At 63.5% G+C, this 25,993-nt stretch carries 24 protein-coding genes, 1 tRNA gene and 1 pseudogene; 13 read left to right on the plus strand and 13 right to left on the minus strand.

The annotated features are described in order from the left end of the window. Positions 1-63: 63 nt before the first annotated feature. Genes V7D69_RS05930 through V7D69_RS05940 form a run of 3 tightly spaced genes read left to right on the plus strand, consistent with a single transcriptional unit; the run spans position 64 to position 3,862 of the window. Complete coding sequence (locus V7D69_RS05930; RefSeq protein ID WP_333605333.1) at positions 64-948, plus strand: lytic transglycosylase domain-containing protein; 885 nt, start codon at positions 64-66, stop codon at positions 946-948. Positions 949-980: 32 nt separating this feature from the next. Beyond that, the gene (locus V7D69_RS05935) at positions 981-3,077 is read left to right on the plus strand and encodes a flagellar biosynthesis protein FlhA (RefSeq protein WP_442947043.1); all 2,097 of its coding nucleotides are present in this window, start codon (positions 981-983) and stop codon (positions 3,075-3,077) included. Continuing rightward, on the plus strand, positions 3,074-3,862 hold the full coding sequence (locus tag V7D69_RS05940; RefSeq protein WP_324062158.1) for a sigma-70 family RNA polymerase sigma factor: 789 nt from the start codon (positions 3,074-3,076) through the stop codon (positions 3,860-3,862). Before V7D69_RS05935 ends, V7D69_RS05940 begins: the two co-directional genes overlap by 4 nt. 8 nt (positions 3,863-3,870) lie before the next feature. Here V7D69_RS05940 and V7D69_RS05945 read toward each other — a convergent pair whose 3' ends face one another. Next, a complete protein-coding gene (locus V7D69_RS05945) occupies positions 3,871-4,074 on the minus strand; it encodes a hypothetical protein (RefSeq protein ID WP_324062156.1) in 204 nt (67 codons plus the stop codon). An 84-nt stretch (positions 4,075-4,158) separates the two neighbouring features. Continuing rightward, entirely contained in the window at positions 4,159-6,219 is a 2,061-nt protein-coding gene (locus V7D69_RS05950; protein ID WP_442947044.1) for a protein-disulfide reductase DsbD family protein, read from the minus strand. Between the two features lie 97 nt (positions 6,220-6,316). Here V7D69_RS05950 and V7D69_RS05955 point away from each other — a divergent pair, with 97 nt between their 5' ends. Together V7D69_RS05955 and V7D69_RS05960 are read left to right on the plus strand one after the other, a co-directional pair. After that, positions 6,317-7,993: an alkaline phosphatase family protein gene (locus tag V7D69_RS05955; protein ID WP_333605336.1), complete on the plus strand. Its 1,677-nt coding sequence runs from the start codon at positions 6,317-6,319 to the stop codon at positions 7,991-7,993. Further along, a complete protein-coding gene (locus V7D69_RS05960) occupies positions 7,990-9,234 on the plus strand; it encodes a UbiH/UbiF/VisC/COQ6 family ubiquinone biosynthesis hydroxylase (protein ID WP_333605337.1) in 1,245 nt (414 codons plus the stop codon). Before V7D69_RS05955 ends, V7D69_RS05960 begins: the two co-directional genes overlap by 4 nt. Before the next feature lie 50 nt (positions 9,235-9,284). On the opposite strand, the gene V7D69_RS05965 is transcribed toward V7D69_RS05960, so the two are convergent. The 3 genes from V7D69_RS05965 to hemC form a co-directional block, all read right to left on the minus strand. Continuing rightward, on the minus strand, positions 9,285-10,163 hold the full coding sequence (locus V7D69_RS05965) for a hypothetical protein (protein ID WP_324062624.1): 879 nt from the start codon (positions 10,161-10,163) through the stop codon (positions 9,285-9,287). Positions 10,164-10,232: 69 nt separating this feature from the next. Continuing rightward, entirely contained in the window at positions 10,233-10,949 is a 717-nt protein-coding gene (locus tag V7D69_RS05970; RefSeq protein WP_333605338.1) for a uroporphyrinogen-III synthase, read from the minus strand. Between the two features lie 2 nt (positions 10,950-10,951). Next, complete coding sequence (gene hemC, locus V7D69_RS05975) at positions 10,952-11,899, minus strand: hydroxymethylbilane synthase (protein WP_333605339.1); 948 nt, start codon at positions 11,897-11,899, stop codon at positions 10,952-10,954. A gap of 44 nt (positions 11,900-11,943) precedes the next feature. Between hemC and tsaD the strand changes: the two genes are divergently transcribed. The 4 genes from tsaD to V7D69_RS05995 all read left to right on the plus strand — a co-directional run bounded on the left by tsaD (position 11,944) and on the right by V7D69_RS05995 (position 16,233). Then, positions 11,944-12,993 carry a tRNA (adenosine(37)-N6)-threonylcarbamoyltransferase complex transferase subunit TsaD gene (gene tsaD, locus V7D69_RS05980; protein WP_333605340.1) on the plus strand — a complete coding sequence of 350 codons (1,050 nt, stop codon included), beginning with the start codon at positions 11,944-11,946 and terminating at the stop codon, positions 12,991-12,993. Continuing rightward, positions 12,990-13,988: an NAD(P)H-dependent glycerol-3-phosphate dehydrogenase gene (locus tag V7D69_RS05985; protein ID WP_324061140.1), complete on the plus strand. Its 999-nt coding sequence runs from the start codon at positions 12,990-12,992 to the stop codon at positions 13,986-13,988. The genes tsaD and V7D69_RS05985 overlap by 4 nt, the downstream gene beginning before the upstream one ends. Beyond that, positions 13,985-15,505, plus strand: coding sequence for a lipopolysaccharide biosynthesis protein (locus tag V7D69_RS05990; protein ID WP_324061135.1), 1,521 nt, complete (start codon positions 13,985-13,987; stop codon positions 15,503-15,505). The genes V7D69_RS05985 and V7D69_RS05990 overlap by 4 nt, the downstream gene beginning before the upstream one ends. Before the next feature lie 140 nt (positions 15,506-15,645). Next, complete coding sequence (locus V7D69_RS05995; RefSeq protein WP_333605349.1) at positions 15,646-16,233, plus strand: hypothetical protein; 588 nt, start codon at positions 15,646-15,648, stop codon at positions 16,231-16,233. A 48-nt stretch (positions 16,234-16,281) separates the two neighbouring features. Here V7D69_RS05995 and V7D69_RS06000 read toward each other — a convergent pair whose 3' ends face one another. Both V7D69_RS06000 and uvrB read right to left on the minus strand, forming a co-directional pair. Continuing rightward, positions 16,282-16,704 carry a type II toxin-antitoxin system VapC family toxin gene (locus V7D69_RS06000; RefSeq protein ID WP_333605341.1) on the minus strand — a complete coding sequence of 141 codons (423 nt, stop codon included), beginning with the start codon at positions 16,702-16,704 and terminating at the stop codon, positions 16,282-16,284. Positions 16,705-16,998: 294 nt separating this feature from the next. Continuing rightward, complete coding sequence (gene uvrB, locus V7D69_RS06005) at positions 16,999-19,185, minus strand: excinuclease ABC subunit UvrB (RefSeq protein ID WP_333605342.1); 2,187 nt, start codon at positions 19,183-19,185, stop codon at positions 16,999-17,001. A gap of 141 nt (positions 19,186-19,326) precedes the next feature. On the opposite strand from uvrB, the gene V7D69_RS06010 reads away from it, so the two are divergent. Further along, the gene (locus tag V7D69_RS06010; RefSeq protein ID WP_324061137.1) at positions 19,327-19,872 is read left to right on the plus strand and encodes a DUF3617 domain-containing protein; all 546 of its coding nucleotides are present in this window, start codon (positions 19,327-19,329) and stop codon (positions 19,870-19,872) included. A 35-nt stretch (positions 19,873-19,907) separates the two neighbouring features. Further along, the gene (locus V7D69_RS06015; protein WP_324061138.1) at positions 19,908-20,663 is read left to right on the plus strand and encodes an esterase/lipase family protein; all 756 of its coding nucleotides are present in this window, start codon (positions 19,908-19,910) and stop codon (positions 20,661-20,663) included. Between the two features lie 44 nt (positions 20,664-20,707). Here the strand turns inward: V7D69_RS06015 and V7D69_RS06020 are convergent, their stop codons facing one another. Then, a complete protein-coding gene (locus tag V7D69_RS06020) occupies positions 20,708-21,580 on the minus strand; it encodes a cytochrome P450 (RefSeq protein ID WP_333605343.1) in 873 nt (290 codons plus the stop codon). A 149-nt stretch (positions 21,581-21,729) separates the two neighbouring features. Next, positions 21,730-21,933: a hypothetical protein gene (locus V7D69_RS06025; protein ID WP_333605344.1), complete on the minus strand. Its 204-nt coding sequence runs from the start codon at positions 21,931-21,933 to the stop codon at positions 21,730-21,732. A 270-nt stretch (positions 21,934-22,203) separates the two neighbouring features. On the opposite strand from V7D69_RS06025, the gene V7D69_RS06030 reads away from it, so the two are divergent. Together V7D69_RS06030 and V7D69_RS06035 are read left to right on the plus strand one after the other, a co-directional pair. Beyond that, complete coding sequence (locus V7D69_RS06030) at positions 22,204-23,103, plus strand: VOC family protein (protein ID WP_333605345.1); 900 nt, start codon at positions 22,204-22,206, stop codon at positions 23,101-23,103. 160 nt (positions 23,104-23,263) lie between these two features. Then, positions 23,264-23,647, plus strand: a pseudogene (locus V7D69_RS06035) (acetyl-CoA C-acyltransferase); the annotation flags it as partial. Between the two features lie 158 nt (positions 23,648-23,805). On the opposite strand, the gene V7D69_RS06040 reads toward V7D69_RS06035, so the two are convergent. The 4 genes from V7D69_RS06040 to V7D69_RS06055 all read right to left on the minus strand — a co-directional run bounded on the left by V7D69_RS06040 (position 23,806) and on the right by V7D69_RS06055 (position 25,976). Then, the gene (locus tag V7D69_RS06040; RefSeq protein WP_324063039.1) at positions 23,806-24,225 is read right to left on the minus strand and encodes a hypothetical protein; all 420 of its coding nucleotides are present in this window, start codon (positions 24,223-24,225) and stop codon (positions 23,806-23,808) included. Then, positions 24,215-24,976: a DNA/RNA non-specific endonuclease gene (locus V7D69_RS06045; RefSeq protein ID WP_324063038.1), complete on the minus strand. Its 762-nt coding sequence runs from the start codon at positions 24,974-24,976 to the stop codon at positions 24,215-24,217. The genes V7D69_RS06040 and V7D69_RS06045 overlap by 11 nt, the downstream gene beginning before the upstream one ends. Before the next feature lie 200 nt (positions 24,977-25,176). Then, positions 25,177-25,252: transfer RNA gene (locus V7D69_RS06050), tRNA-Thr, on the minus strand. 127 nt (positions 25,253-25,379) lie between these two features. Next, positions 25,380-25,976, minus strand: a complete 597-nt coding sequence (locus V7D69_RS06055) for a TlpA family protein disulfide reductase (protein WP_333605346.1) — start codon at positions 25,974-25,976, stop codon at positions 25,380-25,382. Positions 25,977-25,993: the final 17 nt, after the last annotated feature.

Below are 25,993 nucleotides of genomic sequence, written 5' to 3' on the forward strand. Positions count from 1 at the left end.
GGAGGATTTGGCACACCCCTTGCTTAAACAGTTCCCGGTAACATTCCGTGCCGGGAGCTGACGTTGAGCGAAGGACCAGTCTTTGAGGGAATCGGCGCTGCCGCCGCGTCCAGCGGGACGCAGGCGCGCGCCGCGATCGCCCGGGCGTCCCAGGCCACCGGCGTGGATTTCCAGTACCTGCTCGCGCAGGCCAAGCTGGAATCCAGCCTCGATCCGTCCGCCCGCGCGCCCACCTCCAGCGCTGCGGGCCTCTATCAGTTCACGCAGGGCACCTGGCTTCAAACGCTGGGGCGCCACGGTGCGGAACACGGGATGGCCTGGGTCAACGATGTGATCCACGGCGGGCAGCTGGCCGATCCGGGGATGCGCGCGCAAGTCATGGGCCTGCGTTACAATCCCGATGTCTCGGCGATGATGGCGGCCGAACTGGCCAGCGACAACAAGGCGGAGCTAACAGCGCAGCTTGGGCGTGCGCCTGATCCGGCGGAGCTTTACCTGGCGCACTTTCTGGGCATGGCCGGGGCTGCGCAATTCCTCTCCGCGCTCGCCACGGACCCCTCGCAAAGTGCGGCGGCGATCCTGCCCAAGGCGGCGATGGCCAACCGCGGGATATTCTACGCCGGCGGCGCGCAGCGCAGCGTGGGCGAGGTGATGGAGCTGATGCGCGGCAAAGTGTCCGGCGCAATGGAAAGCGCCGATGCCGCTTCCTGGGCCAGCGCCGCCAGTCCCTCCGGGATGCCCGCGGCCGATAGCGCCGCCCAAGGGTGGCAACCGCCGATGGGGCCGATCGCTCGCGAGTTTCACGCCGGTTTCTCAGCGCCTGATGCGCCGGGAATTCCAGCTCGATCCATGGCCGAAACGCTGCAAAGCGCATTCGGCGGGGCGCCGGGCGCTACGCCTGCGCATGTACGTGATGCTTATGCCAAGCTGGCGAGGTTCAACCTGTGAACTTGCTCAAGCGCATAAACGACCCCGGCGCGATGGCGCTGCCGGCGGGCATTCTGGTGTTGATCGTGCTGATGATCGTACCGGTGCCGGCCTTCGTGCTCGATATCTCGTTTGTCATGAATATCGCCCTTTCCCTGGCGATCCTGATGGCGGCGATGAATGCGGAAAAGCCGCTGGACTTCTCCTCCTTCCCCTCCGTCCTGCTCTTTGCCACGCTGCTGCGGCTTGCACTCAACGTCGCGTCCACCCGCGTCGTGCTGGTTCATGGGCATGAGGGCGAGTCCGCCGCGGGTCGGGTGATCGAATCCTTCGGTGAGTTCCTGATCGGCGGCAATTTCGCCGTCGGCATCTTCGTCTTCATGATCCTGATGATTATCAACCTGGTGGTCGTCACCAAGGGCGCGGGCCGCGTTTCGGAAGTTTCGGCGCGCTTCACCCTTGACGCTCTGCCCGGCAAGCAGATGGCGATCGACGCCGACCTTGCAGCCGGCCTGCTCACCGCCGCCGAAGCCAAGGCTCGCCGCCTGGAAGTGGCGACCGAGGCGGACTTCTACGGATCGATGGATGGTTCCTCCAAGTTCGTGAAGGGCGACGCCATTGCCGCCTTGCTGATCCTGGGCGTGAACATCATCGCCGGCTTCTGCCTTGGCATGATTAGCCACGGCCTGTCCGCGGGCGAAGCGGCGCAGACCTACATCACCCTGGCGATCGGCGATGCGCTGGTGGCGCAGGTCCCATCGCTGCTGCTCTCGATCGCCGCCGCCGTCATCGTGACCCGCGTTTCCGACACGCGCGGCCTTGCCGGCCAGATCGGTGGCCAGTTCGCCTCGCCCGGCACCTGGCTGCCGGTGGCCGTGGTGCTCGGCGCGATCGGCATGATCCCGGCCATGCCGCAGACGATTTTCCTGCCCGCCGCCGGCCTCGCGCTATGGCTGTGGCACACGCTGCGCAAACGGGCGGCTCGCGCCGCCGTGCCGGTGGCGGCTCCGCCGCCGGAAGTCGATCCCTCGAAGATCGAGCTGGAGGACGTGTCGGATCATACCCTCGTCACCATAGAGCTGGGTTATGGCCTCGTGCAGCTGGTCGACGAACGGCGGGGCGCACCGCTGGTTGTCCGTGTTACCGGCGTGCGCAAGCAACTGAGCCAGGCTTTCGGCTTCATCGTCCCCCAATTCCGCGTGCGCGACGCGCTTGATATGTCGCCCTTCGATTACCGCATCACCCTGGGCGGGGTGAACCTTGGGGGCGCGACGATCCGCGCCGACAAGGTGCTGGCGATCGATACGGGCGAAGTGCGTGAGGCCCATGCGCTGCGCGGCGAGCCCACGCGCGACCCGAGCTTCGGTTGTCCGGCGCTCTGGATCGAGCCGGCCGCGCGCGACCATGCCACGGCGGAAGGGTTTCTGACGGTCGATCCGGGTACGGTGGTTGCGACGCACCTCAACCAGTTGCTGGTCGAGCGGCCGCAGGACCTGCTTGGGCCGGATCAGGTCAAGGACCTGCTGGATTCGCTCAAGGAACATGCCGCCGGTCTGGTGGAGACGATCCATCCGCAACCGCTCTCGCTCGCGGCGCTCACCCGCCTGCTGCGCGCGCTGCTCGAGGATCACATCCCGATTTCCCATCCGCTGCCGATCCTCGCCAGCCTATCGCGCGCGGTGCAGCAGACCACGGACCACGATCGCATGATCGAGCTGGTCCGCGCTGATCTGGGCGCCCTTATCGTCGGACGCATCTGCCCGCCGCATGAGCGCCTGCCGGTGATTACGCTGGACGCCGGGTTGGAAGCGGCGATCGTCCAGGGAATGCATGACCCGGTCACGGGGCAGCCGGTGATCGAACCGGATCTGGCGCGCATGATCGGCGAGCGCATTTCGATGCTGGCGGAAGCACGCGGGCCGGGCGCGATACCGCTCACGCTTGTGGTCCAGCCGCGCGCACGTCGCACCCTGGCCGCCTTGTTGCGGCTGCGGGCGCCATCGTGTCTCGTCATATCGATTGCCGAACTACCCGCCACGCAGCCGATCGAAGTGATCGACGTCGTTGGCGCTCCGGCTCCGGCACACCAGCCGCCGAGCCTTCCTCACCCCGATTCCCATCAAGACCCAGCTGAGAGCATGGCCGCATGAAGCAAGACCAAAGGGCCTATACCACGCCGTCCGTCACCCCGGTTCCCACTTATCTGCCTGCCGCAGTCCGACCGAACCGCATCGCCGGGGCGTACCGCGGCGACATCGCCGACCGGGTGCGGCGTTTCCTGCCGATGGTTCGCCGCCTGGCCTGGCATGTTCACGGCACGGGACGCCCCGGTATAGAGCTGGAGGACCTGGTCCAGGCCGGGCTCGTCGCACTTACCGAATGCGCGCAGAAGCACTCGGGGCCCACCGAGGACGGGTTCGCGGCCTATGCGAAAATGCGCGTGCGCGGCGCCATGGTCGATCTTATTCGCCGCAACGTGCCGATGTCGCGAGGAGCGACTGAGCGGCGTCGCCTTCTTGCGGAGAAGGAAACGGCGCTTCGCGGGGAGCTGGGGCGCGATCCGCTGCCGCACGAACTTGCCGCCGCCATGGGAATCGCGGGACCTGACCTGGCGTATCTGCGTGACACCAGCCAGCCGCTGCGTTTTGATTCCATCGACGAGATCTATTCCGATCAGGACGCGGCTTTCGCTGACGAAACGCCTGACAGCTTCTCGTTGCTGGCCGATGAGGAACTGCGCGGTTCAGTGATCGAGGCGATCGCCGATCTTCCCGAGCGCCTCCGGTTGGTGGTGCAGCTCTATTTCGTGGAGGAGTTGAACCTGGCTGAGATCGCGCAGGTCCTTCAAGTCTCGATCCCGCGCGTGCATCAGCTGAAGGCCCAGGCACTCGCCAAACTGCGCGAAAGCCTGGAGGGCGTGGCGGACATTCTCTGAGAAGCGCTCTAGATGACTTGAGAGAGCAGGGCGGCCAGCCCGCCCCAGACGAGGACTGAGAACACCAGCGCGATGCCCAGGCCAAGGGCCGGTCGACGATCGCCATTGTCCGGCAATTCCGTGGGGGCGGTCATCACCAGCCATTCGGGCGGCGCCGTTTCGCTGCGCTCCGATGATAACGGTGCGTCGATGAATGAGCGTTCGAGGATCATGCGGCCTGTCTCCACCACACCAGAAGGTTCGTTGCCGCGTATCTATGATCCCCGCCATGCTCCCGGTATTGGTAATGTCCCCGATCAGCGGCCGGCCTTCTGAGCCAGCAGCGCAGAGCTGAGGACTTGCGGCAACAGCTCTGCCCCGCGGCCCGGCGCGTACCACACGTATAGCGGCACCCCGGCTGCACCGTGCGCGGTAAGGTAACGGGTGATCTCGGGATCGCGCCGCGTCCAATCACCGCGCAGGACGATTACCCCGGCCTTTTCGAAGGCGGCCTTCGTCTCCCCGCGCTCAATGGCGACTTCCTCGTTCACCTTGCAGGTCAGGCACCAGTCCGCCGTCATGTAAACGAACACGGGATTGCCGCTGCGCCGCGCCTTGGCCAGCGCTTTTTCACTGAAACTCCTGGTATCAAGCACCGATTCGATGTGGGCCGCAGGCGGGGCGGGTCGGGGAAGGAGAGCCGTGCCGACCAGCGCCGCCAGCGCGGCGGCCAGGGCAGGGACGCGTGCGGCCTTCGCTCGGCGCTGTTTTCGGCCGGCCCAACCCAGGGCCGCTAGCACCATTGCCAGGGTCAGCAGGGCCAGCGCGACAAAGGTTTGCCCGCCGACTTTCCACACCAGCCAGGCCAGCGCCAGAGCCGTCAGCCCCATCGGCAGGGCCATCCAGCGGCGGAACCTCGCCATCCATGCGCCGGGCCTTGGCAGTCGCATCCTCAGTGCCGGAACGAAGGCCACCGCCAGGAAAGGCAGGGCGATACCGAGTCCGAGCGCGGCGAACAGCGCCAATGCCGGGACCATAGGCAGCAGCAATGCAGCGCCCATGGCTGACGCCATGAACGGCCCGGTGCAAGGCGTCGCCACGAAAGCCGCGAGCAATCCGGTGGCGAAGGCGCCCTGAGTATAGCTTCGCGATGACCCGGTGGCGGCAAAACCGGGCACCGCGAACTCGAACAGGCCCAGCAGGTTCGCCGTGATGACCGCCGCCAGGAGAAACAACGCGACGACGACCAGCGGTTCCTGCAGTTGAAACGCCCAGCCGACCTGCTCGCCGCCGGCGCGAAGTACCAGCAACATCGCACCCAATGCCAGGCAGGCCACGACTACGCCCGCCGTGTAAGCCAGTCCCTCGATCCGCGCATGTGCTTGGCTTTCGCCGGCGCGGGCAAGGCTTAGTGCCTTGAGGCTGAGGATCGGGAAGACGCAGGGCATCACGTTAAGCAGAAGACCGCCGGCCAGCGCGGCCAGCAGCAGCCACGGCAGGGCGGGAAGACGCGGCGCACCGCCGATGGGATTGCCGCCTGAGGGCACCTGTCCGGAACGAGCGGTGAAGGCGATGCCGTTGCCTGCCTCATCCAGCTTGAGCACGCCGCTCAGCGCGTCGGCATCGCGCGCGGCAAAGTGCGCGCGCGGTATTGTTACCAGCAGGACGTCTCCCTGCCGCGCGAAGACCTGCGATGCGGCATAGTCGACTACTTTGTCCTCACGAATGAAGACATGTGGAGCACCCAATGGAACCGCGGCGGGAAGAGGGATCGCGAGACGCAGGTTCGCGTCAGTCAACACCATGGCGGCTGCCCTATCGAGGGGCGCGGGCAGGCGGCGGGTCCAATTGTCGAATTGCCGCGAGACCTTCGCGTCCTGTTCCGCTGCACGTCCGGTGCTCACGGAAACTTCGGTGGCCAGCTCCGCCCTTTCCGGCACGCAGATTTGGTCAGTGCAGGCCAGCCATTGCGCGCGCACTTGCACCGGCAGTCGGCTGCCCGGCGCGGCGCCGGCGGGCACAGTGAATGGGACGAGGATCGCGTACTCGCTTTCATAGACGTGATTCATCAGTCCCTGCACCAGCAGGGTTTGCGGCACCGGATAGCGCGGCTCACCCGCTTTGGCGCCTTCGGGCAGGGTCCAATCGAGCTGCATGCCCAGGCCCGCGTCGCCCGGATTTACCCAATAGCCGTGCCAACCCTTCTCCGGGTCCATGCGGATGGCGATCGTGGTTTGTCCGCCCGGAGCAGCGGCGGGACCGGCGACAAGCTCGGCAGCGATATGGTTCGGGGCCGCCGCCGCGAGCGGACTCCACAGGATCAGCGCGAGCACCTGACACAGGAGTGCCACAAAGGGACGATAGCAGCGCAGTTCCATCCAGTTTCCGTGCGTTTGGCGGCTCTTGCGCGTGCGGCGCGTTCCCGTCATCGACGCATCTGCCCGTATTGCGCTGACAATTCAAGGAACCTCCCCGATGCGCCTTGCCGTCCCGCTCATTGCTTTTTCCGCCGCGCTCGCCCTGGCCGCTCCGGGGACGGCCGAGGATACTCCTGCGTCCACCCCCGCGCTTGCTCAGGCGCCGGTCCGGGCTCCCGTTAGGCCGCCAAGGCTTATCGTCGCGATCTCGGTCGATCAGTTCTCCGCCGATCTCTTCGCGCAATACCGGGAGCATTACAGCCACGGCTTTGCCCGTCTGCTGCAGGGTGCGGTGTTTCCTTCCGGTTTTCAGTCACATGCCGCGACAGAAACATGCCCCGGCCATTCCACGCTCTTGACCGGCGTTCACCCATCCCGAACCGGTGTGATCGCCAATACCTGGTATGACGCTGCGCTCGGCCGCGATGTCTATTGCGCCGAGGATGAGGCTAACCCGAACAGCACTGTCGATGATCCGGTGGTGAGCGCCGGACATCTCCGCGCGCCGACGCTGGGCGATCTGCTCAAGCGAAAGAACCCTGCCAGCCTCAACGTTGCGGTTTCCGCCAAGGACCGCGCCGTGGCGATGATGGGCGGCCACAGCACTGACGCTGCTTACTGGTTCAAGGGCAAGGGCTTTGCCACATATCCAGGGCGATCCCTGTCAGAGGCGGCGCAGGCCGAGAATGTCGCGCTGGCGCAGAGCGTGGGGGCCGGCGCCGATGACCTGCCGATGCCCGATTGGTGCGCCGCGCTCGATCGGACACTGCCGCTGGGGGCCTTCTCAATCGGCACTTATCGTTTCGCGCTCAAGCCCGGCGATTTCAAGAGCTTCAGTCGCAGCCCCCGCATAGATGCGGCCACCGCCGACATGGCGATTCATCTGCTGGATGAGATGCCGCTGGGCAAGGACGATGCGCCGGATGTGCTTTCGGTCAGCTTTTCGGCGACGGACTACGTGGGCCATGCCTATGGAACTGAAGGCGTGGAGATGTGCATCCAGATGGCGCAGCTCGACCAGAGCATCGGCCGCCTGCTTGATGCGCTGGATAAGCGCGGGCTGGACTATGTTGTCGTGCTTTCCGCCGATCATGGCGGCATCGACGCGCCCGAGCGTCTGAAGCAGCAGGGCTATCCCGCTGCCGCTCGCCTCGACCCCTCGCTCACGGCAAAGGCGCTGTCGGCAGCGGTGTCGCAGCAGACCGGGATCGCCGCCAAATCGGGCGATCTGTTTCACGGCGCCGGCGGCTCGGGTGATGTTTGGCTGGCGCCGGGCCTCGCACCCAAACAGCGCAAGACAGTGATTGCCGCGCTGGTCGCGCGCCTCAAGGCGAATCCGCAAGTCGCGGGTGCGTGGACCGCCGATGAACTGAAGGCGGTCAACGTGCCGAGCGGCGATCCGCAGGACTGGACCTTGGCGGAACGCTTCGCCGCCTCGTACGATTCCCGGCGTTCCGGCGACGTAGTCATGGCGACAAAGCGCGCCGTGGTGCCCGGCACCGCACCTGTGCCCGGTCTTGCCTCCACGCACGGCAGCCCCTGGGACTACGACCGCCGCGTACCGATCCTGTTTTGGCGCGACGGCCTGGCCCACGAGGAAATGCCACAGCCGGTCGAAACGGTGGACATCGCGCCGACCCTTGCCGCGCTGGTCGGGCTGAAGGAACCGGCAGGGACCTGGGATGGCAGGTGTCTCGACATTGACGGCACGGAGGCCGATAGCTGCGCTCGATGAGCGACTCGGATACCACGGCATCGCCTGCGGGGGGGACCCGCGACCTGATTATCCTCGGCGGCGGCCTCGTCGGCATGACGCTGGCGCTGGCTGCCGCCAGGGCCGGGATCACCAGCCACGTGATCGACCGCGCCGATCCGGCTGACCTCGTGGCCGAAGGCGCGGATGGGCGGGCCTCGGCGATCTCTACGGCCAGTTGGAATCTCTTCGCCAACATCGGGCTGGGGGATCGGCTCGCCCCCCTCGGCTGTCCGATCGACGCGATCGCGGTTACTGACGAGATGAAGCCCGGCCGGATCGACTTCGCGCCCAAGCCCGAGGAAGGTTCACTGGGCCGGATGTTCTTCAATCGCGACTTGCGCCTTGCGCTGTTCGATGCGGCGAAGGAAGAACCGAAGATCGCCTGGCATGTGCGGATGGAGGCCATGCGCCGTGAACGCGGACCCCACGGTGTCGAAGTGGAGTTGAGCGACGGCCGGGTATTGCGTGCTTCGCTGCTGGTCGCGGCGGAAGGGCGCCAGTCGCCCACCCGCGATGAGGCCGGCTTCGCCATGGCCAAGTGGGATTATCGGCATCGCGCAATGGTGACTGCGCTGTTCCACGAAAAGCCGCATGGCAACACTGCTTGGGAAATCTTCTATCCCGCCGGCCCTTTCGCGCTGCTGCCGCTGCTGGACGATGCGCAAGGTCGCCATCGCAGCGCGCTGGTCTGGACCGTGGCAGAAAAGGACGCAGCTGGTGTTATCGCCATGAATGACGCGATGTTCGTGAATGAAGTCGCGGCGCGGATGCATGGCGTGTTGGGCCGGATCGAACTGGCTGCCCCGCGCATGAGTTATCCTTTGCGTTTTCATCATGCCGGCAAAGTCGTGGATCAGCGGCTCGCGGTGATCGGCGATGCCGCGCATGGCATGCATCCGATCGCGGGGCAGGGCCTGAACCTCGGCCTGCGCGACGTGGGCGCGCTGGTAGAGGTGTTGACCGAGGGCATGCGTCTTGGCCTTGAACCGGGCGATGCGCAGTTGCTGGGGCGCTATGAGAAGTGGCGCAGCCTCGATGCCTTCATGGTCATGTCGGTGACGGATGGCCTCACCCGTCTGTTCGGGGTGCCCGGTCGCCTGCCCAGTGCCGTGCGCCGCCTGGGCATGGGTGCGGTGCAGCGCATGCCCCGCCTCAAGCGTTTCTTCATGGATGAAGCACGCGGCGTGTCGGGGAGGCTGCCGGAACTGCTGCAGGGTTAGGGAAGCCTACTCCGCCTGTCCGTGGAGGCCGACCCCATTCCGCGCCCGCGTCAGGGCGCTTGCTCCGGTTCGGGCGCGACCATCTCGACGGTTGCCGGCGCCGCCAGCGGGCTCGGCTGATTGACCTTGTTCCCCCCGGCATCCTGTAACCGGCTCGGTTCGAGCATCGCGGTCGTTTCCAGCAGATCGAGAGCCCGCTGCGCTTCCTGATAGCGGCGGGCGTCAGCGATCCATTTATCGGCGGCTTCCGCGCCCGGCAGCCGCTTCACGTCACTGATTGCATTGTCGATTCTCTGCTCGATCAGCATGATCTTGGCCCGAGCAATCCGCGCAGAGGGTGAGGCCAGGGCCGGGGAATCGCGATGTACCGTGAACAGTGAGGCAATTTCGTAACGTGCGCGTTCCCACGCGCTTTGATTATGATCGGCCTGCGCCAGATCCGGCGAAAGCGCTTCCAGGCGGGCGCTCAGTTGGCCGAGGGTAACCGGGTTCTTGCTGAAGGCGATGACCGTTTCAACCGCGTGCGGCTGCGCGTTCATGAAGCGCAGGCGGAGCTGATCCGTGACGTAGCCCAACGGTTCGCCGCGATCGATCAGGCGGCGTGCGGCGAAGGCGATCAGCAGGCCCTCCGCCCTTGCGGCATTGCCTGACGCAGCGCTGCTCTGGAAATCGAGGCGGGAAATCCTGTCCTCAAGCATTGCCACCCGCCCCTCGACCGTGCCGATAGCCGCCATCTGATCGGCAGGCGGCGTCACCGCAGCCGCTCCGCTGGGTTCGCCATCGCCGGTCGGCTCCTCGACTGGGCCGAGCGCCGATGCTTCGGTCCCTTCCTCTTCCGGCAGGATTTGGGAGAGATACCCGCGCGATGCGGCCCAGGCGACGATCGCCGCGCCCAGAACGAACGCTACCAGCGCAATGAACAGCGTCATCGTGCGTGAGCCCGAACGTGTGGGGGGTGTTGCGATCGGCGCCGAAGTGTAATCCTGCATTTAGCTTTTTCAGCCCTGTTCCGGCAGAGGGGATCCCGAACCAGCCTCTTCGCACATCTCAGCGGCCAAGGCCAGCAATGCGGCGTCGTTGGGCTGTTTCGCGCTGCGCAAGGTTGCCCAACCCTTTCCTGCACGCGTCGCTACTCGCGGAGCGATCGCTGCGACCAGCACGCGGTCACGGGCTATGCAGGTCTCATCGCAGAGCGTCGCAAAACGCGCGGCTGCCTCACCCGAATGAAGCAGGACCAGCGCCGGTTGCGTCATTGTGTGGGCAAAGTCCGCAGGTTGTGGCAGCGGCTCGCTGGCATAGACATCACGGGTCAGGATCGTGATTCCCACCGGCACGTCCAGCTCGACCCGCTCGCGGCCCGCAAGGCGCAGCAGACGGCGGTGCTCAGGGCGAAGCGCGCCAAGCATCTGCTGCAGGCCGCCCTGACCGGTGGCGATCACGTCCAGCCCGACTGCCCGCGCCGCTTCGGCTGTCTTCACGCCCACGGCGTAAGCGGGCATCCCGTGGTAGAGCGCAAGGGCATCTCCGCCCTGGCGCAAGGCATTGGCGCTTCCCAGCAACAGCGCATCCACCTGCTTTCGCGGCACCGGCTGCCAGGAGATGCCGCGCACGACGAAAAGCGGCATCGCGCGGGCATCAAGCCCCATCGTGCGCGCCGCGTCCACCGTTGCCGCCGCGCCCGGCTCGGGTCGCAGGACAAGAACCGGCAAGCTCACCGTCAATGATTGGGGCCGCCGAAATGATCGGCAATCGCAGGTACGGCGCGGGCGAGCAGATCGGCGGCGAGGCGGCCGGGCCCTCCCATGTCGTTCGTGGCGAAGCGCAGCGTGCCTTCGACATGTTCGGCGCCGTCAGGGCTGTAAAGCGCGGCGCGCATGACAAGCTCTTCATCGGCGAGACGCGTCAGTACCGCGATCGGGCTGTGGCAATTGCCGCCCAGCGCCGCCAACAGCGCCCGCTCGGCTAGCACCGCCGCCCGGCTCGGTGCGTGATCCACGGCGTTGAGGAAGCTGCGTGTGCGCGCATCGTCAGCGCGGCATTCGATCAGGATTGCTGCCTGTCCTGGCGCCGGCAGCCAGTGTTCCTCGTCAAGCGGATGGCCGGTTCCATTTTCGCCCAGACGCTTCAGTCCAGCAGCGGCCAGGAATGTCGCGTCGGCTTCGCCTGCCGCCAGCTTGGCCAGACGCGTGGCGACATTGCCCCGGAACGTCACGACCTTGCAGTCCGGGCGAGCATGCAGCAATTGCGCGGCGCGGCGTGGGGCGCTGGTTCCGACCACGGCGCCCTGGCGCAGCGCGGCGATGCTTTCCGCGCCGACCAGCGCGTCACGCACATCCTCTCGAGGAAGCACGGCGCCGATGGCGAAATCATCGGGTCTCAGCGTTTCCACATCCTTTGCGGAATGGACCGCGAAGTCGATCTCGCCGGTCGTCAGCCAGGCGTCGAGTTCCTTGGTCCAGAGCGCCTTGCCACCGATTTCGGCCAGCGCTCGGTCTTGAATGCGATCGCCGCTGGCGGTGACGGCGACGATCTCTATATGCGACGGATCGATTCCATGCGCCTTCACCAGCCTGTCACGCGCTTCTTCGGCCTGGGCCATGGCGAGCGGCGAGCGGCGGGTGCCGAGGCGGAAAGTCTGGTTGCGGGTATGTGTCTGCGTTTCCATGGGTTGCTTGTGCTACCCGCCAATGTCGTTCAGGGGAAGGCGGGATGAAGATCGTTCTCGGCATAGAATCCTCCTGCGACGAAACGGCGGCGGCGCTCGTGACCAGTGGTCGGGCGATACTGGCCCAGCGCATTGCTTCCCAGGATGAGGCGCATCGCCCTTACGGCGGCGTCGTGCCGGAAATCGCCGCCCGCGCGCACGCGGAACGGCTTGCTCCCTTGATCGAGGGAACGCTGATCGATGCCGGCATGAAGCTGGATCAGGTGGATGCCATCGCAGCCACGGCCGGGCCCGGCCTGATTGGCGGTGTGATGGTCGGCCTCGTCACCGCCAAGGCGCTTGCTATGGCGACCGGCAAGCCGCTGATCGCGGTGAACCATCTCGAAGGTCACGCGCTTTCCCCGCGCCTTGCGGACGCGAGCCTCGAATATCCTTATCTGCTGCTGCTGGTTTCCGGCGGCCATTGCCAGATTTTGTTGGTCGAGGGCGTCGGCCGATTCCGCCGCCTGGCGACGACGATTGACGATGCGCTGGGCGAGGCTTTCGACAAGTCGGCCAAAGTGTTGGGGTTGGGTTATCCCGGCGGTCCCGCGTTGGAACGACTGGCGCTGGAGGGAGACGCGCGCAAGGTGGCATTGCCGCGGCCGCTGGCGGGCAGCGCCGAGCCGCACTTTTCTTTCGCCGGTCTGAAGAGCGCAGTCTTGCGGGCGAAGCAGAGCATGGACCAGGCGGCAGTTGCTTACTCCGTTGCCGATATCGCGGCATCCTTCCAGCAGGCGGCGATCGATTGCCTGATGGACCGTCTGCGTCGCGCTTTTGTCGGACTGGGATCGGTCAATGCGCTGGTCGTCGCCGGCGGTGTCGCGGCCAACAAGGCTATCCGTGCCGCCCTCGAGACGCTTGCCGCCGAACAAGGTCTTGCGTTCATCGCGCCGCCATTGGAGCTGTGTACTGACAATGCCGCAATGATCGCCTGGGCCGGTGTCGAACGGCTCGGGATGGGCCAATCGGACCCGCTGGACGTAGCCGCGCGCCCGCGCTGGCCGCTGGACCCGCAGGCTGAGGCGGTGCGCGGCGCGGGAGTGAAGGCATGAGTGCGCAAGTGGGGGTGATCGGCGCGGGCGCATGGGGCACCGCATTGGCGCAGGCGCTCGCCAGCGACGGTAGCGAAGTGCTACTATGGGCGCGTGAACCGCAACTCGTCGCGCAGATCAACGAAGAGCGCCGTAACGGCCTCTATCTGCCCGCGGCAGAACTGGCCGACACCATTCGGGCGACCGGGGATCTTGCTGATCTTGACGCGTTGCCGGTGCTGCTGGTGGTCGTGCCTGCGCAATTCCTTGCTTCCGTGATCGATGGGCTGGCGGACGGCGAACGCGACCTGGTGCTTTGCGCCAAGGGGATCGAGGCGGGTGCTGGACGTCTGATGGCCGATGTCGCCGCCGAAGCCGCGCCCGCCGCGCGCCTCGCGGTGCTTTCTGGCCCTACCTTCGCGCATGAGGTGGCCGCCGGTCTGCCGACGGCTGTGACGCTGGCCTGCTCGGGCGGAGAAATGCAGTGGGATCGCCTTTCATCCGTGATCGCTCGTCCGGCGCTGCGCCCGTACTATTCCGATGACGTGATTGGGGCGGAGATCGGCGGCGCGGTCAAGAACGTGCTCGCCATCGCATGCGGGGTGGTGGAAGGACTGAAGCTTGGGCAGAATGCCCGCGCTGCCCTCATCGCGCGCGGTTATGCCGAGATGCTACGTTTCGGCCTTGCCCGCGGCGCGCGGCCGGAAACGCTGTCTGGCCTGTGCGGCCTGGGAGACCTTGTGCTCACTTGCTCATCCGCCTCGAGCCGCAATTTTTCTCTCGGCTTGGCGTTGGGTCAGGGGGCGACCGCCGCGGAAGCGCTGGCCGGTAAGAACAGTGTGGCGGAGGGCGCAGCCACGGCGCCGGTGCTGGCGGAGCTGGCCCGGCGCGACGGTGTCCAGATGCCCATCGTCGAAGCGGTCTGCCGCCTGCTTGAGGGCAAGTCCCCGGCCGCTGACGTGGTGGCCGAGCTTCTCGCTCGCCCGTTGCGCGCGGAGCAGGAGCCCCATCTTTGAGCGATTATTCGACATCCGAAATACTGGCCCAGGAAATTCGCCAACGCGATGACATCGCGGCGCTGGCCAGGGGCGGGCGGACGAACTTCTTCGGGTTTTTCCTGCGCCTTGCCGCTCGCATCCCGTTTCTGTTCATCGCCGGGCGCGCAGCCGTTTATGGCCCGGCGGCGCTTGGCCGTTTCGCTTCGGCGTTAGTGGTGATCGAGCTGACGTCCATGCTTTGTACGCTGGGCGAGAAGCGGGGCCTGGCTCAGCGTCTTTCGGAATCCGAGGGTCATGTTCACCCGGCTAACGTGATCGCGGACGGAACGATTCTGGCCGTCATCGCTTCTTGCGCGGCCGCCTTGTTCTTTTACCTCGTACCCGAACCGATGTTTCCTGGCGGCAAGTATACGCAGCTTGACCGATTGATGGTCGTGGCCATTCCGCCGCTGACGTTGACGGAGATATGGCTGGCTGCGCTGGCCTATCGCTTGCGGGTCAGCCCCACCGTCTGGTCGCGCGCAATTGTCGAGCCTTGGACGATCTCCATCATGGCCGGCGCCATGATCTGGATCGCGCCGGAAAGCGGCCTGTCGCTGGCTTACATTTCTTCCATCGTCGCCGCCGCAGTGACGGCTTTCGTGCCTTTCTTCCGCGAATATGGCGTGCCCCGGCACTGGCGGCCCAGGGCGATGGAAATGCATAAACTGGCGATGCGGTCGCTACCGATCGCACTGGCCGACGCGATTGAGTGGGGCACGCGGCGCGTTGACATCTTTCTGCTGGGGTTCCTGGCGCCTCCCTCTGCAGTCGGCGTCTATTATGCCGCGCAGCAGGTCGCCAGCCTGCCACAGAAGCTTAAAACGAGCTTTGAGCCGGTGCTTGGTCCGGTCATCACGCGCAATCTCAAGGAAAAGGACTACGCGGCGATCGCCCGCCAAGTCTGCCAGGTGGGCTTCTGGATCACGGCCGCGCAGGCCGGCATCGCGCTGGCGCTGGCCATTCCCGGCGAAGGCGTAATGGGCCTGGTCGGCCGCCAGTTCGTGGGAGGCACCGGCTCGTTGGCGCTTTTGCTCGCCGCTGAAGTGGTCGCGGCCACCGCTGTCGTCAGCGAAGCGGCTTTGATCTATGTCGCGCGCTTTAAGAATCTCATCGTCTCGTTGCTGACGATCGGTCTGCAGGCGGCGCTGACATTGGGTGGCATCCTGTGGATGCAGCACTGGGGCTATAACTCGCTTTACCAGGCTGCAACCGCCGCTGGCGCGTTGATGATCTCACTCGGCCTCGCGTCGATCGTCAAGTCGCGGATGCTGGCCCATTTTCTTGGTTATCCCGTTAACAACTGGCGATGGGCGCTTGTGTGGGCGGCAGCGCCCGCGGTCGTATTAGGCTATTTGGCGACGCGATATCTGCCCGAATGGGCTGAGCTGGCCTTCGGCGTGCCGGTGATCCTCGGGGCCTATATGTGGGTGATCTGGATGAAGGCGTTCGGTCCGGAGGACCGCGTGTTATTCAAGAAGACGAAGCCTGCATGACGGGCCGGACCGCGTGACGGGGGAAAAGCGCTTCGCGCCGTTATGCCTTGAGATGGCCGTGTCAGCGCCAGTGGCTTATAGGAACGGTTCCGGCATCGACCGGCTTTTGAGCAACGGGAAGGAATAGTTTCGTGCTGCAAATGGTCCAGGCCAACTGGCTGATCTTCGTCGCCGCGCTGCTGATCGGCATCCTGGTAGCATATTGGGTATTCGTGAATGGATCGAAACCCGCTCGACGTGATTATCGGCCGGATGTGCTGGACGAAGGCGCCACACCCGCGCAGCGCAACCAGACGCTGATAGACGCTCCGCCCGCAGCCAGATTTGAAGGGCCCGTCCACATCGATCCGCCGGCGATGGCGGGGACGATGGCCGGGATCGGTGAATTAATCGCCGTCGCCGCGCAGGAGGAGGTCGACAATCTCCCGCCGCAGCAGACCCCGGCGCCCCCTGCTTCGACGAAGAAAGCGTCGGATGCCGGTAATGGCAAGGCTGACGACCTGCGCAAGATCAAGGGCCTCGGCCCCAAGATGCTCACCCTGCTGCATTCGTTGGGGATCACGCGCTATCAACAGATCGCAAGCTGGACTGACGCCGATCTCGACGAACTCGACACCAAGCTAGGTTCCTTCGCCGGCCGCCCGCGGCGAGATAGCTGGGTTGAACAGGCAAAGTTTTTGGCGAGCGGCGATACTGGGGGATATGAGGCGAAGTTCGGGAAGTTGTGAGGCGTAAGGGCTTTGACGGGCAAGCGCTGAGGATGATCTCAGACTCTGTCATTCCCCCAAAATCTTTACTGCTGCCCAAACCTGAGTCGCTTTCTCAGCAAATTTGACGTCTGCCGTCACCAGCGGACATTCGCGTTCCATCGCCAACGCCAAGTAGATGCAGTCTTTCAGAGGATGACCGATGCTGATTGCAATTCCGGCGCCTTTGAAGAGGTGGGGCAAAGTCGTTTGGTGAAGCCGGACTTCTTCGTCCTGAAGCATTTCGTCGAATGTAACCAAGGCGGCTTCGGCCCCGTGTCTGTTGGCTTTGTCTCGATTGGCTTCGCGCACCAGCGCGGCACATACCTCGATCGCGAAAAAGTCCGGAGCGATCAACTCACCCGGTCGTTCGATGAGAAGGCGTTCGGCCGCAACGGAAAGGATTTCCGGAACGAACCATTTCACCGCCACACTGGCGTCGACGACGATCATTCATCATCCCGTATCGCCCTAATGAGGGATACGGAGTTCTCATCAGGTGCTAATCGGATCGGATATCTTCTGCGCAGCTCCCTGAGTTCGGTCACGCGCTTGTTTGTCCGGCGTGCACGAGCGTAGTCCGCAATCAACTGTCGCAGTTCTTCTGAGACTGAATGCCCATGTTCGGCTGCACCTTCGCACAAGATCGCATAATGCGCGTCATTCACATTGCGGGCAGTTATAGTGGCCATTTGTCCGCGCTCCATCCATGACGCTGCTAGCATATTTCGTAAAATTCCGCAAGCATCACCGTCCCCACTTCCGCTGCGTCTTCCCGAACCGCATCTTGCGCGTGCCCGGCTTGCCCTCGTTGCTCCGCCCGACCTTGGGCGCCTTGTGCTCCGCATCCGGCAGGCCCAGTTCGGTTGCCTCCAAGCGCCTGATCTCGTCGCGTAGCCTTCCCGCTTCCTCGAACTCCAGGTCCGCGGCCGCCGCACGCATGCGTTTTTCCAGGTCTTCGATGTAGGCGCGCAGGTTGTGGCCGACGAGGTTGTTGCGGTCGTCGTCCTCCAGCTCGATCACCACGCCGTCGCGGCTGGCGGTGTCGGCGACGATGTCGGCGATGCGACGCTTGATCGATTGAGGGGTGATGCCATTGGCCTCATTGAAGGCCATCTGCTTTTCGCGCCGCCGATCGGTTTCGGCAATCGCCCGTTCCATAGATCCGGTCATGCGGTCCGCGTAGAGGATAACTCGCCCGTCTACGTTGCGCGCGGCCCGGCCGATGGTCTGGATGAGGGAGGTCTCGCTGCGCAGGAAGCCCTCCTTGTCGGCATCGAGAATGCAGACAAGGCCGCATTCGGGAATATCCAGCCCCTCGCGCAGCAGGTTGATGCCCACCAGCACGTCATAGACGCCCATGCGCAAGTCGCGGATCAGTTCGATGCGCTCCAGCGTCTCGACATCGCTGTGCATGTAGCGCACCCGTACCCCTGCCTCGTGCATGAACTCGGTCAGGTCCTCCGCCATGCGTTTGGTGAGGGTGGTGATGAGGGTGCGATAGCCCTTCGCCGCCGTTTCCTTGCACTCGTTTATGCTGTCCTGCACCTGGTCCTCGACCGGGCGGATCGTCACCGGCGGGTCGATCAGGCCGGTGGGTCGGATCACCTGCTCGGCAAAGACGCCGCCCGTCTGCTCCATTTCCCAGCCGCCCGGTGTGGCTGATACGGCAAAAGTCTGTGGGCGCATCGCGTCCCATTCGTTGAAACGCAGTGGGCGATTGTCGATGCAGCTCGGCAGGCGAAAGCCGTATTCGGCGAGGGTAAGCTTGCGCCGATGGTCGCCCCGCGCCATCGCGCCGATCTGCGGCACGGTCTGATGGCTTTCATCAACGAAGAGGAGAGCATTGTCCGGCAGATATTCGAAGAGCGTCGGTGGCGGCTCTCCCGGCAGACGTCCGGTGAGAAAGCGGCTGTAGTTTTCGATGCCGTTGCATGACCCGGTGGCGGCGATCATTTCAAGGTCGAAGTTGGTACGCTGTTCCAACCGCTGCGCTTCCAGGAGCCGCCCTTCCGCTTCCAGTTCCTTGAGCCGTTCCTGCAATTCGAAGCGGATCGCCTCGCTCGCCTGCTTCATTGTGGGGCCGGGGGTGACGTAATGGGAATTGGCATAGACCCGCACTTTGTCCAGCGTCGAACCCTTCCTGCCCGTAAGCGGATCGAACTCGGCGATCTCCTCGATCTCGTCGCCGAAGAACGAGATGCGCCATGCCATGTCCTCGTAGTGGCTGGGAAAAATCTCCAGGTTGTCGCCCCGTACGCGGAAGTTGCCGCGGGCGAAAGCGGCATCGTTGCGCTTGTACTGCAGCGCGACCAGCTTGCGGATGATCTCCCGCTGGTCTTGTGTTTCGCCCACTTTCAGGTCGAAGATCATTGCCGAATATGTCTCGACCGAGCCGATGCCGTAGAGGCACGAGACGGAGGCGACGATAATTACGTCATCCCGCTCAAGCAGCGCCCGCGTGGCTGAGTGGCGCATGCGGTCGATCGCCTCGTTCACCGAGCTTTCCTTCTCGATGTAGGTGTCCGACCGGGGCACATAAGCTTCTGGCTGGTAATAGTCGTAGTAGGAGACGAAATACTCGACCGCGTTTTCCGGGAAGAAATCCTTGAACTCACCATAAAGCTGCGCGGCCAGGATCTTGTTTGGCGCCAGGATCAGGGCAGGGCGTTGCAGTTCCTCGATCACTTTCGCCATCGTGAAGGTCTTGCCGGAGCCGGTGACGCCCAGCAGCACTTGCGTCTTTTCTCCCTCGCGTGCTGCGGCGACCAGTTCGGTGATCGCGGTAGGTTGATCGCCGGCAGGGTGATAGTCCGACACGATCCGGAACTGCTTGCCGGGGAGGGATTTTTCCGGACGCAACGGCTTGTGGGGGACGAAGGCGCCCGAGGTATCGGGTTCTTCAAGTCCACGGCGGATAATGAGTTCGGCCATGGCGGAACATATGGAGTATGCAGGCTTGCCCCGCAATGAGTCGTTGGCACTGCCGAAGGGCGGTGTTAGCCCTGCGTCGCGGCCTGACAGGCGATAAAGAGGTTGTTTCGACATATGCGCAAGTTTGTTCGGAATACGGCGATGAGCCTGGGTCTCGCGAGTGCGACGCTTCTTCTTTCAGCCTGCGGCTCCAACAAGAAGGAACCTCAAGCGGAGGCGTCCGGCCCTCAGCCGATGGAGGAAGTGAAGAAGGAAGCCGCGCAGCTCGAGCGGCCGCAACCGGGGCAATACCGGCAGGCGGTGGAGATCACGCGCTTCGCGGTGCCGGGCATGCCCGCGCAGGCCGCTGACCAGATGAAGAAGATGATGTCGGCCAAGCGCGAAAATGTCATCTGCCTGACCAAGGCGGATACGGAAAAGGGTTTTCGCGACATGTTCAAGGATGTCGGCAAAGGCAACCAATGCTCGTATTCGCGATTTGACGTCAGCGGCGGAAAGATCGATGCCCAGATGGACTGCGCAGAGGCGCAGGAAGGTTCGGCCAGGATGACGATCAAAGGCATGGTGACGCCCAATGGTTCGGACGTGACTGTCGACATGGATGTCAAGGGCGGGAAACAACCAATGGGCAATATGCAGATGACGATGCATATGAAGAGTGAGCGCGTGGGCGACTGCGTGTCGTGAGTTAGATTTCGCGGACGGAAGGCGAGCAAGGAGAAGTGAGCACCACCTGGTGGCAACAGTCAGTTTCCCTGCGCGAGGCGATCGCCCGGAGGGCCGCTTTCGCGCGCGAGCCTCATCCGGCCGGGATCGCCAAGCCGCCACTGCAACTCATGCTCGCCGAATTGCGCTCTCTCTATCGCGGGCGGAGCAAGGGGCCGGAGATCGCGCCCGCCGTTCATCCGATGCCGGTGATGTTGCTGCCGGGCTTCGGTTCACACCCTCGCCGCATGAAGCCGATGGCTGATGCTCTCGCCGCGGCCGGGCACCAGGTCCATGAATGGGGGCTGGGCTTCAACCTAGGGCCCAATCAGCACAATTTTATGTTCCTGATGCGGCGGGTCGGCTCCATCGCCCGTATGCATAAAGCGCCGGTCGCGCTTGTGGGCTGGAGCCTGGGCGGCCTTTTCGCACGTGAGATCGCCCGGAGAGAGCCGCATATGGTCGCTAAGGTCATCACCTTGGGTACGCCGTTTTCCGGCGATCCACGCGCCAACAACGCCTGGCGCGCTTACCAGGTGGTCACCGGCCATTCCGTGGATGAGCCGCCGATCGAATGCGATTTCTCCGTGAAGCCGCCGGTTCCCACGGTCGCCTTGTGGAGCCCGCGAGACGGCATCATCGCCCCGCGCGCCGCCTGCGGCTGGCCGGAAGAACGCGACCGAGCGGTCGCGATCCGCTGCAGCCACCTAGACTTCGCCTGCGCACCGAAAGTGGCGGCGGAAGTGCTGCGGCAGCTGGATTGGGAGGAGTGATTCTTTCGGCCAGAGTAGACCTGGCTTTTTTGGCAACATTTCAATCAGACTGTGCCCGCAGTTGCGGGCAGGCGCATGGGCAAGCTGTCGATCCCATAAAGCCCGGCGTTGATACCGATTGTCGGCGCATCGGCTTCAAGATGCTCGACCCGTTCCAGCAGGCTTTCGAGCAGCACTTCCATTTCGAGTTTGGCCAAATGCATGCCCAAACACATGTGCGGTCCGGTTCCCCATCCCAGCTGGTCAACGGGATTTCGGGTCACGTCGAAACGATCCGGATCCGCATAATGACGCTCATCCCGGTTTGCCGATCCGTACATGAGCATTACTCTGCGCCCTTTGGGAATGACCGCTCCGTCTGCCGCATAATCCTCGACGGCGACCCGTGCGAACCACCGCGCGACCGCGCTGTAGCGGACGCCTTCAAGTACCGCGGACGGGATCAGGGATCGGTCTTCCTTGAGCATCCGCCATTGGTCCGGGGCGCTTGCCAGGTTGTATAGCAGATTGGCCTTGGCGTAGATTGTCGTGTCCAGACTGGGAATAACATACGATCGTAGCGCGCCACGTGCTTCCGATTCGGTGAGTTTGCCTTTGGACACAGCGTCGAAAAGCATCGCCGACCACGATCCGGGCGCCGGGGTCGAAGGATCAACCGCGGCGAAATATTCGCGCAATTCCGCCAGCAATGCGAGATCGTCTTTGATTTCTGGATCAAGCGCATCCAGGTCGAACGGGCGCACCGTGTTGAATGACGCCGCCGCCCAATCGAGCATTTTTCTACGATGCTCATCTGCCAGCCCGACCAGCATTGTGATAGCGCCGACCGGCAGGTGCCGGGCGAGGCCGAGCACGGCGTCGAAAGTATCCTGGCCCACGAGAGAGGTGACCTGGGCGTCCATAAGAGACTTTAGCATGGCCCGCCGTTCCTTGAGGGCGGAGGGCATAAATGGTTGCTGGATAACGCTGCGCAGCCGCCGGTGACGCTCGCCGTCTGAGGTGAGCACCCCGCGCTCTTCGGTTTGGTGATTGGTCAGGGCGTTGAAGCCCACGCCCGCGCCGGAAATCAGGACATGCGGCCTTCGGAGAGCGTCCTGAACGTCTGTGAAGCGCCCAATGCGATGATATCATATTGGGGTAGGTAGACCGCCGGTCCCAGATCCCGAATGTGCCGATAATGCGCGAAAGGATCACGCAGGGCATCGGGCGAAAAGAGTTCCGCCCGATATTCCGGCAGACCGCCGGACCCCATTGCGTGTTTATGGTCCAAGCCGCGCTCCAACTTGGCGAGGAATGTACGGTCCGACCTAATTGCGGAACGACAGGGTCATGCCGTAAGTCGCCGGCATGCCGACCAGGCGATCTACGGTATCGATCGTGTGCGTTACGCTCTTCTTCTACGTTCGGTTCCGACATCGGCTGTTCAATCTCCATCTCGATCAGTCTCCATCACCATAAATTGCGGGCCAAGGAAACTCTCAAACTTTACGTCTAATGATTAGACGTATAATCTATTATGGAGAGGCATAAGGAGAGGGACTTGCAGCCTGCCGTCACGCAAATCGGTTATCTGGAGATTGAGACCGCGGACAGGCCGTCCTGGCTGCGGCTCGCCAGGCTTATCGGCTTTGAAATCGACGCGCGTGAGCAGGCGACCGGCTTACGCATGGACGCCGATCGATGGGCGCGCATCATCCTGCGCGAAGGCGAGGCCGAGCGGTTGTCCGCTGTAGGCTGGGAGGCGGCTTCCCCTGATGATTTCCAGGCGATCCTTCAGCGGCTGGAGCAGGCCGGAGCACGACCCCGGATGCGCCCCGATCTCGCGCACTTTCATAACGTACAGCAGCTTGCCGAGTTCGAGGACCCGGACGGCAACCGCGGCGAACTCTACTGGAGCGCGTGCACGACGATCCGCAAGCCGTTCCGTTCGCCTGAATATGTCACTTTCATCGCCTCTGACAATGGAATGGGCCATGTGACTCTCGCTGCTGCCGACATCGCCAGAAGCATGGCCTTCTATCAGACGACACTCGGCCTGAAGCTCACTGAAATCGCTGATGTGGGCCAGTTGCCGGTCGTGTTCCTGAGGGCCGGAGACCGCCATCATACGCTGGCCATGGCGCAGGTCCCATCTGGTCGTCCGGGGATCGATCACATCATGATCGAAGTGGCCACTCTCGACGATCTCGGATCGATTCGCGACCGCCTGATCGCCGACGCTTACACCATCGAGCGCGATCTTGGCCGCCATCCCACTGATGGCGTGATCTCGCTCTATGCGGCTACGCCGGCGCCTTTCAATCTGGAGATCGGCTGGGGCTCAATCACCGTTGATGAGCGGACCTGGGCCAAGGACCGCTATGAGCGGCGCACCTGGTCCTGGGGTCACAGAAGGCCCGGTGCCCCCGAGACGGAGCTGGGCGCGATCGAAGCGTACTGAATAATCGGAATTGGGCTGGCTTTCACGGCTGCCGCCCATCGGACTGGAGGCCGGGAGTCCATACCATGAAGAAAGTCATCATCAGTTGCGCGGTCACGGGTTCGGTCCATACGCCCAGCATGTCGCCCTACCTTGATCTTAACTAGGGTTCCGGCTCGCGAAGAGAGGACTGCATCCGCTGGGTATTTATCGCGGTATGGCCGTGACCGGAACCGCGCCGGAGGAAATGGGCATCGGCCCGGTTGGCGCGGTTTCAAAACTTCTGGCTATCCACAAGCTCGATACCCAAGATATCGGCCTTTGGGAGCTTAACGAAGCGTTCGCCTGTCAGGCGCTCTATTGTCGCGACGCTCTCGGCATCGACCCCGATATCTACAATGTCGACGGCGGCGGGATCTCTGTCGGTCATCCCTATGGCATGACCGGCGCTCGGCTTGTCGGGCATGCCTTGATCGAAGGGAAACGCAGAGGCGTGCGCTACGTCGTCGTGACCATGTGCGTGGGCGGCGGCATGGGCGCGGCGGGCCTGTTTGAAGTGGCATGACGCGATCTATTCCATCGAAGGGGGCGATGAGCGGCGGAGGTCTTCCTTTTGTTGACTGAGCGCTTCGCCCGATGGGCCGTCATAGGTCTGGCTGCGGTATCATTGCTGTTTGCGGTCGAGCGCGAGCCGATCAACTAAACGACCAATCATGATGTGACCTATATGCCATATTCTGGAAAGTCGTCTTCGGGAGGCCAGGGGGGGTATACGATCGGCTTTTCGCCGAAGTGCCGCCGAACCGAACGCGCGCGACGCTCCACAACATCTTCTTCAGGATCGATCGCATCAGGATAAATATATGCTACTTCAAACCGGCCGTCGCGAACCAGATACTCGATCTCCGTCCACCGATCATCGCCCTCCTGCGCTTCCCACAGATCGAGAAGCGCGTAAGGCAACCCTTCAATGACCGGCCGCCGATACAAAATCTGATTGCCGAGTTCCTTGAAAATCGCTTCACCAACCATGTTTCGATCGAGCTGGGCATAGAGCAGCGTGGGTTCGAACGGATATTCGCGATCTTCCGCCAGCAATCGTCCGATCTCGTTCAGCAGTTCCTCGGCTTCGTCATTTGCCATGGGATTTCTCCGATCGTTCGTTGAGAAATTTCAGGCTCTTTTCGTTGCCATCGACCGTCCACCACACGTCGATTGCCGATGGTCGAACGGATGTGCCGGCGAACAGCGGAACAATTTTGACCGTGACAGCCCTTCCAGCATGCTTGTCTCTCGCCCACTCATTTTCGAGCACGCGATAGCCGCCCCTATTGAAGTTGGCGTCCTGCGCAAAGTGGTTGAACGCCTTGGTCGGCCCATTGAAGCGCGCCGCAACGTAATGGCCGCCGTCATCACTTGTCCGGCGTTCCACTCCGCCCGCCTGCCTTTGCGACGTTCTGGAGCGGATGGGCGCATCCGCAACTGTCAACGCACCGGAAACGCGCCGCGTCCGCTCTCGCGAGTCGATTTGGTAAGTGTAGCCGTTGCGAAGGACCGTCCGAAATGGCGCCTCTAAGGCAGCGACAGGTCGCGCGAAACCACTACGAGTCGGCTGACCAGGAGGGACGATTGTGGCTGAGGATATCTTTTGATTGGCGGGAACGCGTTTTGGCTGCGAGCGTTGCCACGTCCCTGTCGCCCCGCCACCGTTAAAGCCCCCGCCCCCGCCGTGGTATCGTCCTTTGCCGGCAAATGTAAAACGCCCATTTTCACGGTCATGCCAACGATTGAACTTGCACTCGATCTCATCGTCCTTGAAATAGGGCGGCAATCTTCCTGTACGCAACCATATCGGAAAGGCGCGGCGCCATTCCTCTTCTGATATCTCGATCATGCCGCATCACCTCTGCAATGAGGTGAGAACATTTCAAGAACATTATCCAACAAGTCAAGCCGGAATGGTGTGATTTTCTGCGTTGTTGATTGAGCGGTTCACAGCCCCGCCGGCTTCCGCATCAGACCAGATTGATCGGTTCTCAGATAAGTCCCCTATGGCATTTGGATAACCATAGCTTTTCCGCGGGTTTACAGGAGTGGTGCCGCTTACAGGACTCGAACCTGTGGCCCCATCATTACGAATGATGTGCTCTACCAACTGAGCTAAAGCGGCGCCCTGGTGCTGTTCAGGCGGGCCGAACGGCGGGCAGGGGGCGCCTTTACCGGGGCTCGGGGCCTTGCGCAAGGGGCTTTACGGCGTGAATGCCGATCGTGTTCGCGGGCCGGGAAGGGCGTGTTGTTTACTTGGCTTCGGCGATCAGCTTCATTGCTTCCGGGGAGGTCCAATCGTTGCCGCCCGAATAGCGCCAGACTTCCCTGCCTTGGCTGTCGAACATCACCGTTACCGGCAGGTTGCCGCCGTATTTGAAGCCAAGATCGCCCTTCTCGTCAATCCACGGTTCGACCATGTCAAGCTTGCGGCGGCGCAGGATTTCCAGCACCTTGGCGTCCTGGCCCATGTCCTGCGAGATCGGCAGGACGGTGATGCCGAGTTCCTTTTCCTTGCCGATCAGCGTGTTGAGCGTGGGCATTTCGGCAATGCACGGGGCGCACCAGGTTGCCCAGAGGTTTATCAGCAGCGGCTTCCCCTTGAACGAGGTAAGGTCGAGGGTTTCGCCGGTATTGTCGACCAGGGTGATGGGGGGGATCGGATCTCCCTTGTGCGAGCGGTTGACCGTGCCGCTGGCGGGCGTGGGCAGACTGCTTTCGGTTACGGCTTGCGAAGGCTGCGGTTGCGCCTTTTCCCCGCTTTGCCTATCGCAACCGGCAGCCAGCAGGGTCACGGCCCCGCCAAGTGAACACAGGACCAGCGATTTGAGCGATACGGAAACAGACAAGGCGGGTGGCTCCAACC

The sequence above is a fragment of the Novosphingobium sp. genome, assembly GCF_036733805.1.
Taxonomy (GTDB): Bacteria; Pseudomonadota; Alphaproteobacteria; order Sphingomonadales; family Sphingomonadaceae; genus Novosphingobium.

Excerpts from the sequence above, each read along its gene's own strand:
- V7D69_RS05935 (WP_442947043.1), top strand. The coding sequence starts at position 981 with ATGGCGCTGCCGGCGGGCATTCTGGTGTTGATCGTGCTGATGATCGTA.
- V7D69_RS05940 (WP_324062158.1), top strand. The coding sequence starts at position 3,074 with ATGAAGCAAGACCAAAGGGCCTATACCACGCCGTCCGTCACCCCGGTT.
- V7D69_RS05945 (WP_324062156.1), bottom strand. The coding sequence starts at position 4,074 with ATGATCCTCGAACGCTCATTCATCGACGCACCGTTATCATCGGAGCGC.
- V7D69_RS05950 (WP_442947044.1), bottom strand. The coding sequence starts at position 6,219 with ATGGAACTGCGCTGCTATCGTCCCTTTGTGGCACTCCTGTGTCAGGTG.
- V7D69_RS05955 (WP_333605336.1), top strand. The coding sequence starts at position 6,317 with ATGCGCCTTGCCGTCCCGCTCATTGCTTTTTCCGCCGCGCTCGCCCTG.
- V7D69_RS05960 (WP_333605337.1), top strand. The coding sequence starts at position 7,990 with ATGAGCGACTCGGATACCACGGCATCGCCTGCGGGGGGGACCCGCGAC.
- V7D69_RS05965 (WP_324062624.1), bottom strand. The coding sequence starts at position 10,163 with ATGACGCTGTTCATTGCGCTGGTAGCGTTCGTTCTGGGCGCGGCGATC.
- hemC (WP_333605339.1), bottom strand. The coding sequence starts at position 11,899 with ATGGAAACGCAGACACATACCCGCAACCAGACTTTCCGCCTCGGCACC.
- tsaD (WP_333605340.1), top strand. The coding sequence starts at position 11,944 with ATGAAGATCGTTCTCGGCATAGAATCCTCCTGCGACGAAACGGCGGCG.
- V7D69_RS05985 (WP_324061140.1), top strand. The coding sequence starts at position 12,990 with ATGAGTGCGCAAGTGGGGGTGATCGGCGCGGGCGCATGGGGCACCGCA.
- V7D69_RS05995 (WP_333605349.1), top strand. The coding sequence starts at position 15,646 with ATGGTCCAGGCCAACTGGCTGATCTTCGTCGCCGCGCTGCTGATCGGC.
- V7D69_RS06000 (WP_333605341.1), bottom strand. The coding sequence starts at position 16,704 with ATGATCGTCGTCGACGCCAGTGTGGCGGTGAAATGGTTCGTTCCGGAA.
- uvrB (WP_333605342.1), bottom strand. The coding sequence starts at position 19,185 with ATGGCCGAACTCATTATCCGCCGTGGACTTGAAGAACCCGATACCTCG.
- V7D69_RS06010 (WP_324061137.1), top strand. The coding sequence starts at position 19,327 with ATGAGCCTGGGTCTCGCGAGTGCGACGCTTCTTCTTTCAGCCTGCGGC.
- V7D69_RS06020 (WP_333605343.1), bottom strand. The coding sequence starts at position 21,580 with ATGCTAAAGTCTCTTATGGACGCCCAGGTCACCTCTCTCGTGGGCCAG.
- V7D69_RS06040 (WP_324063039.1), bottom strand. The coding sequence starts at position 24,225 with ATGGCAAATGACGAAGCCGAGGAACTGCTGAACGAGATCGGACGATTG.
- V7D69_RS06045 (WP_324063038.1), bottom strand. The coding sequence starts at position 24,976 with ATGATCGAGATATCAGAAGAGGAATGGCGCCGCGCCTTTCCGATATGG.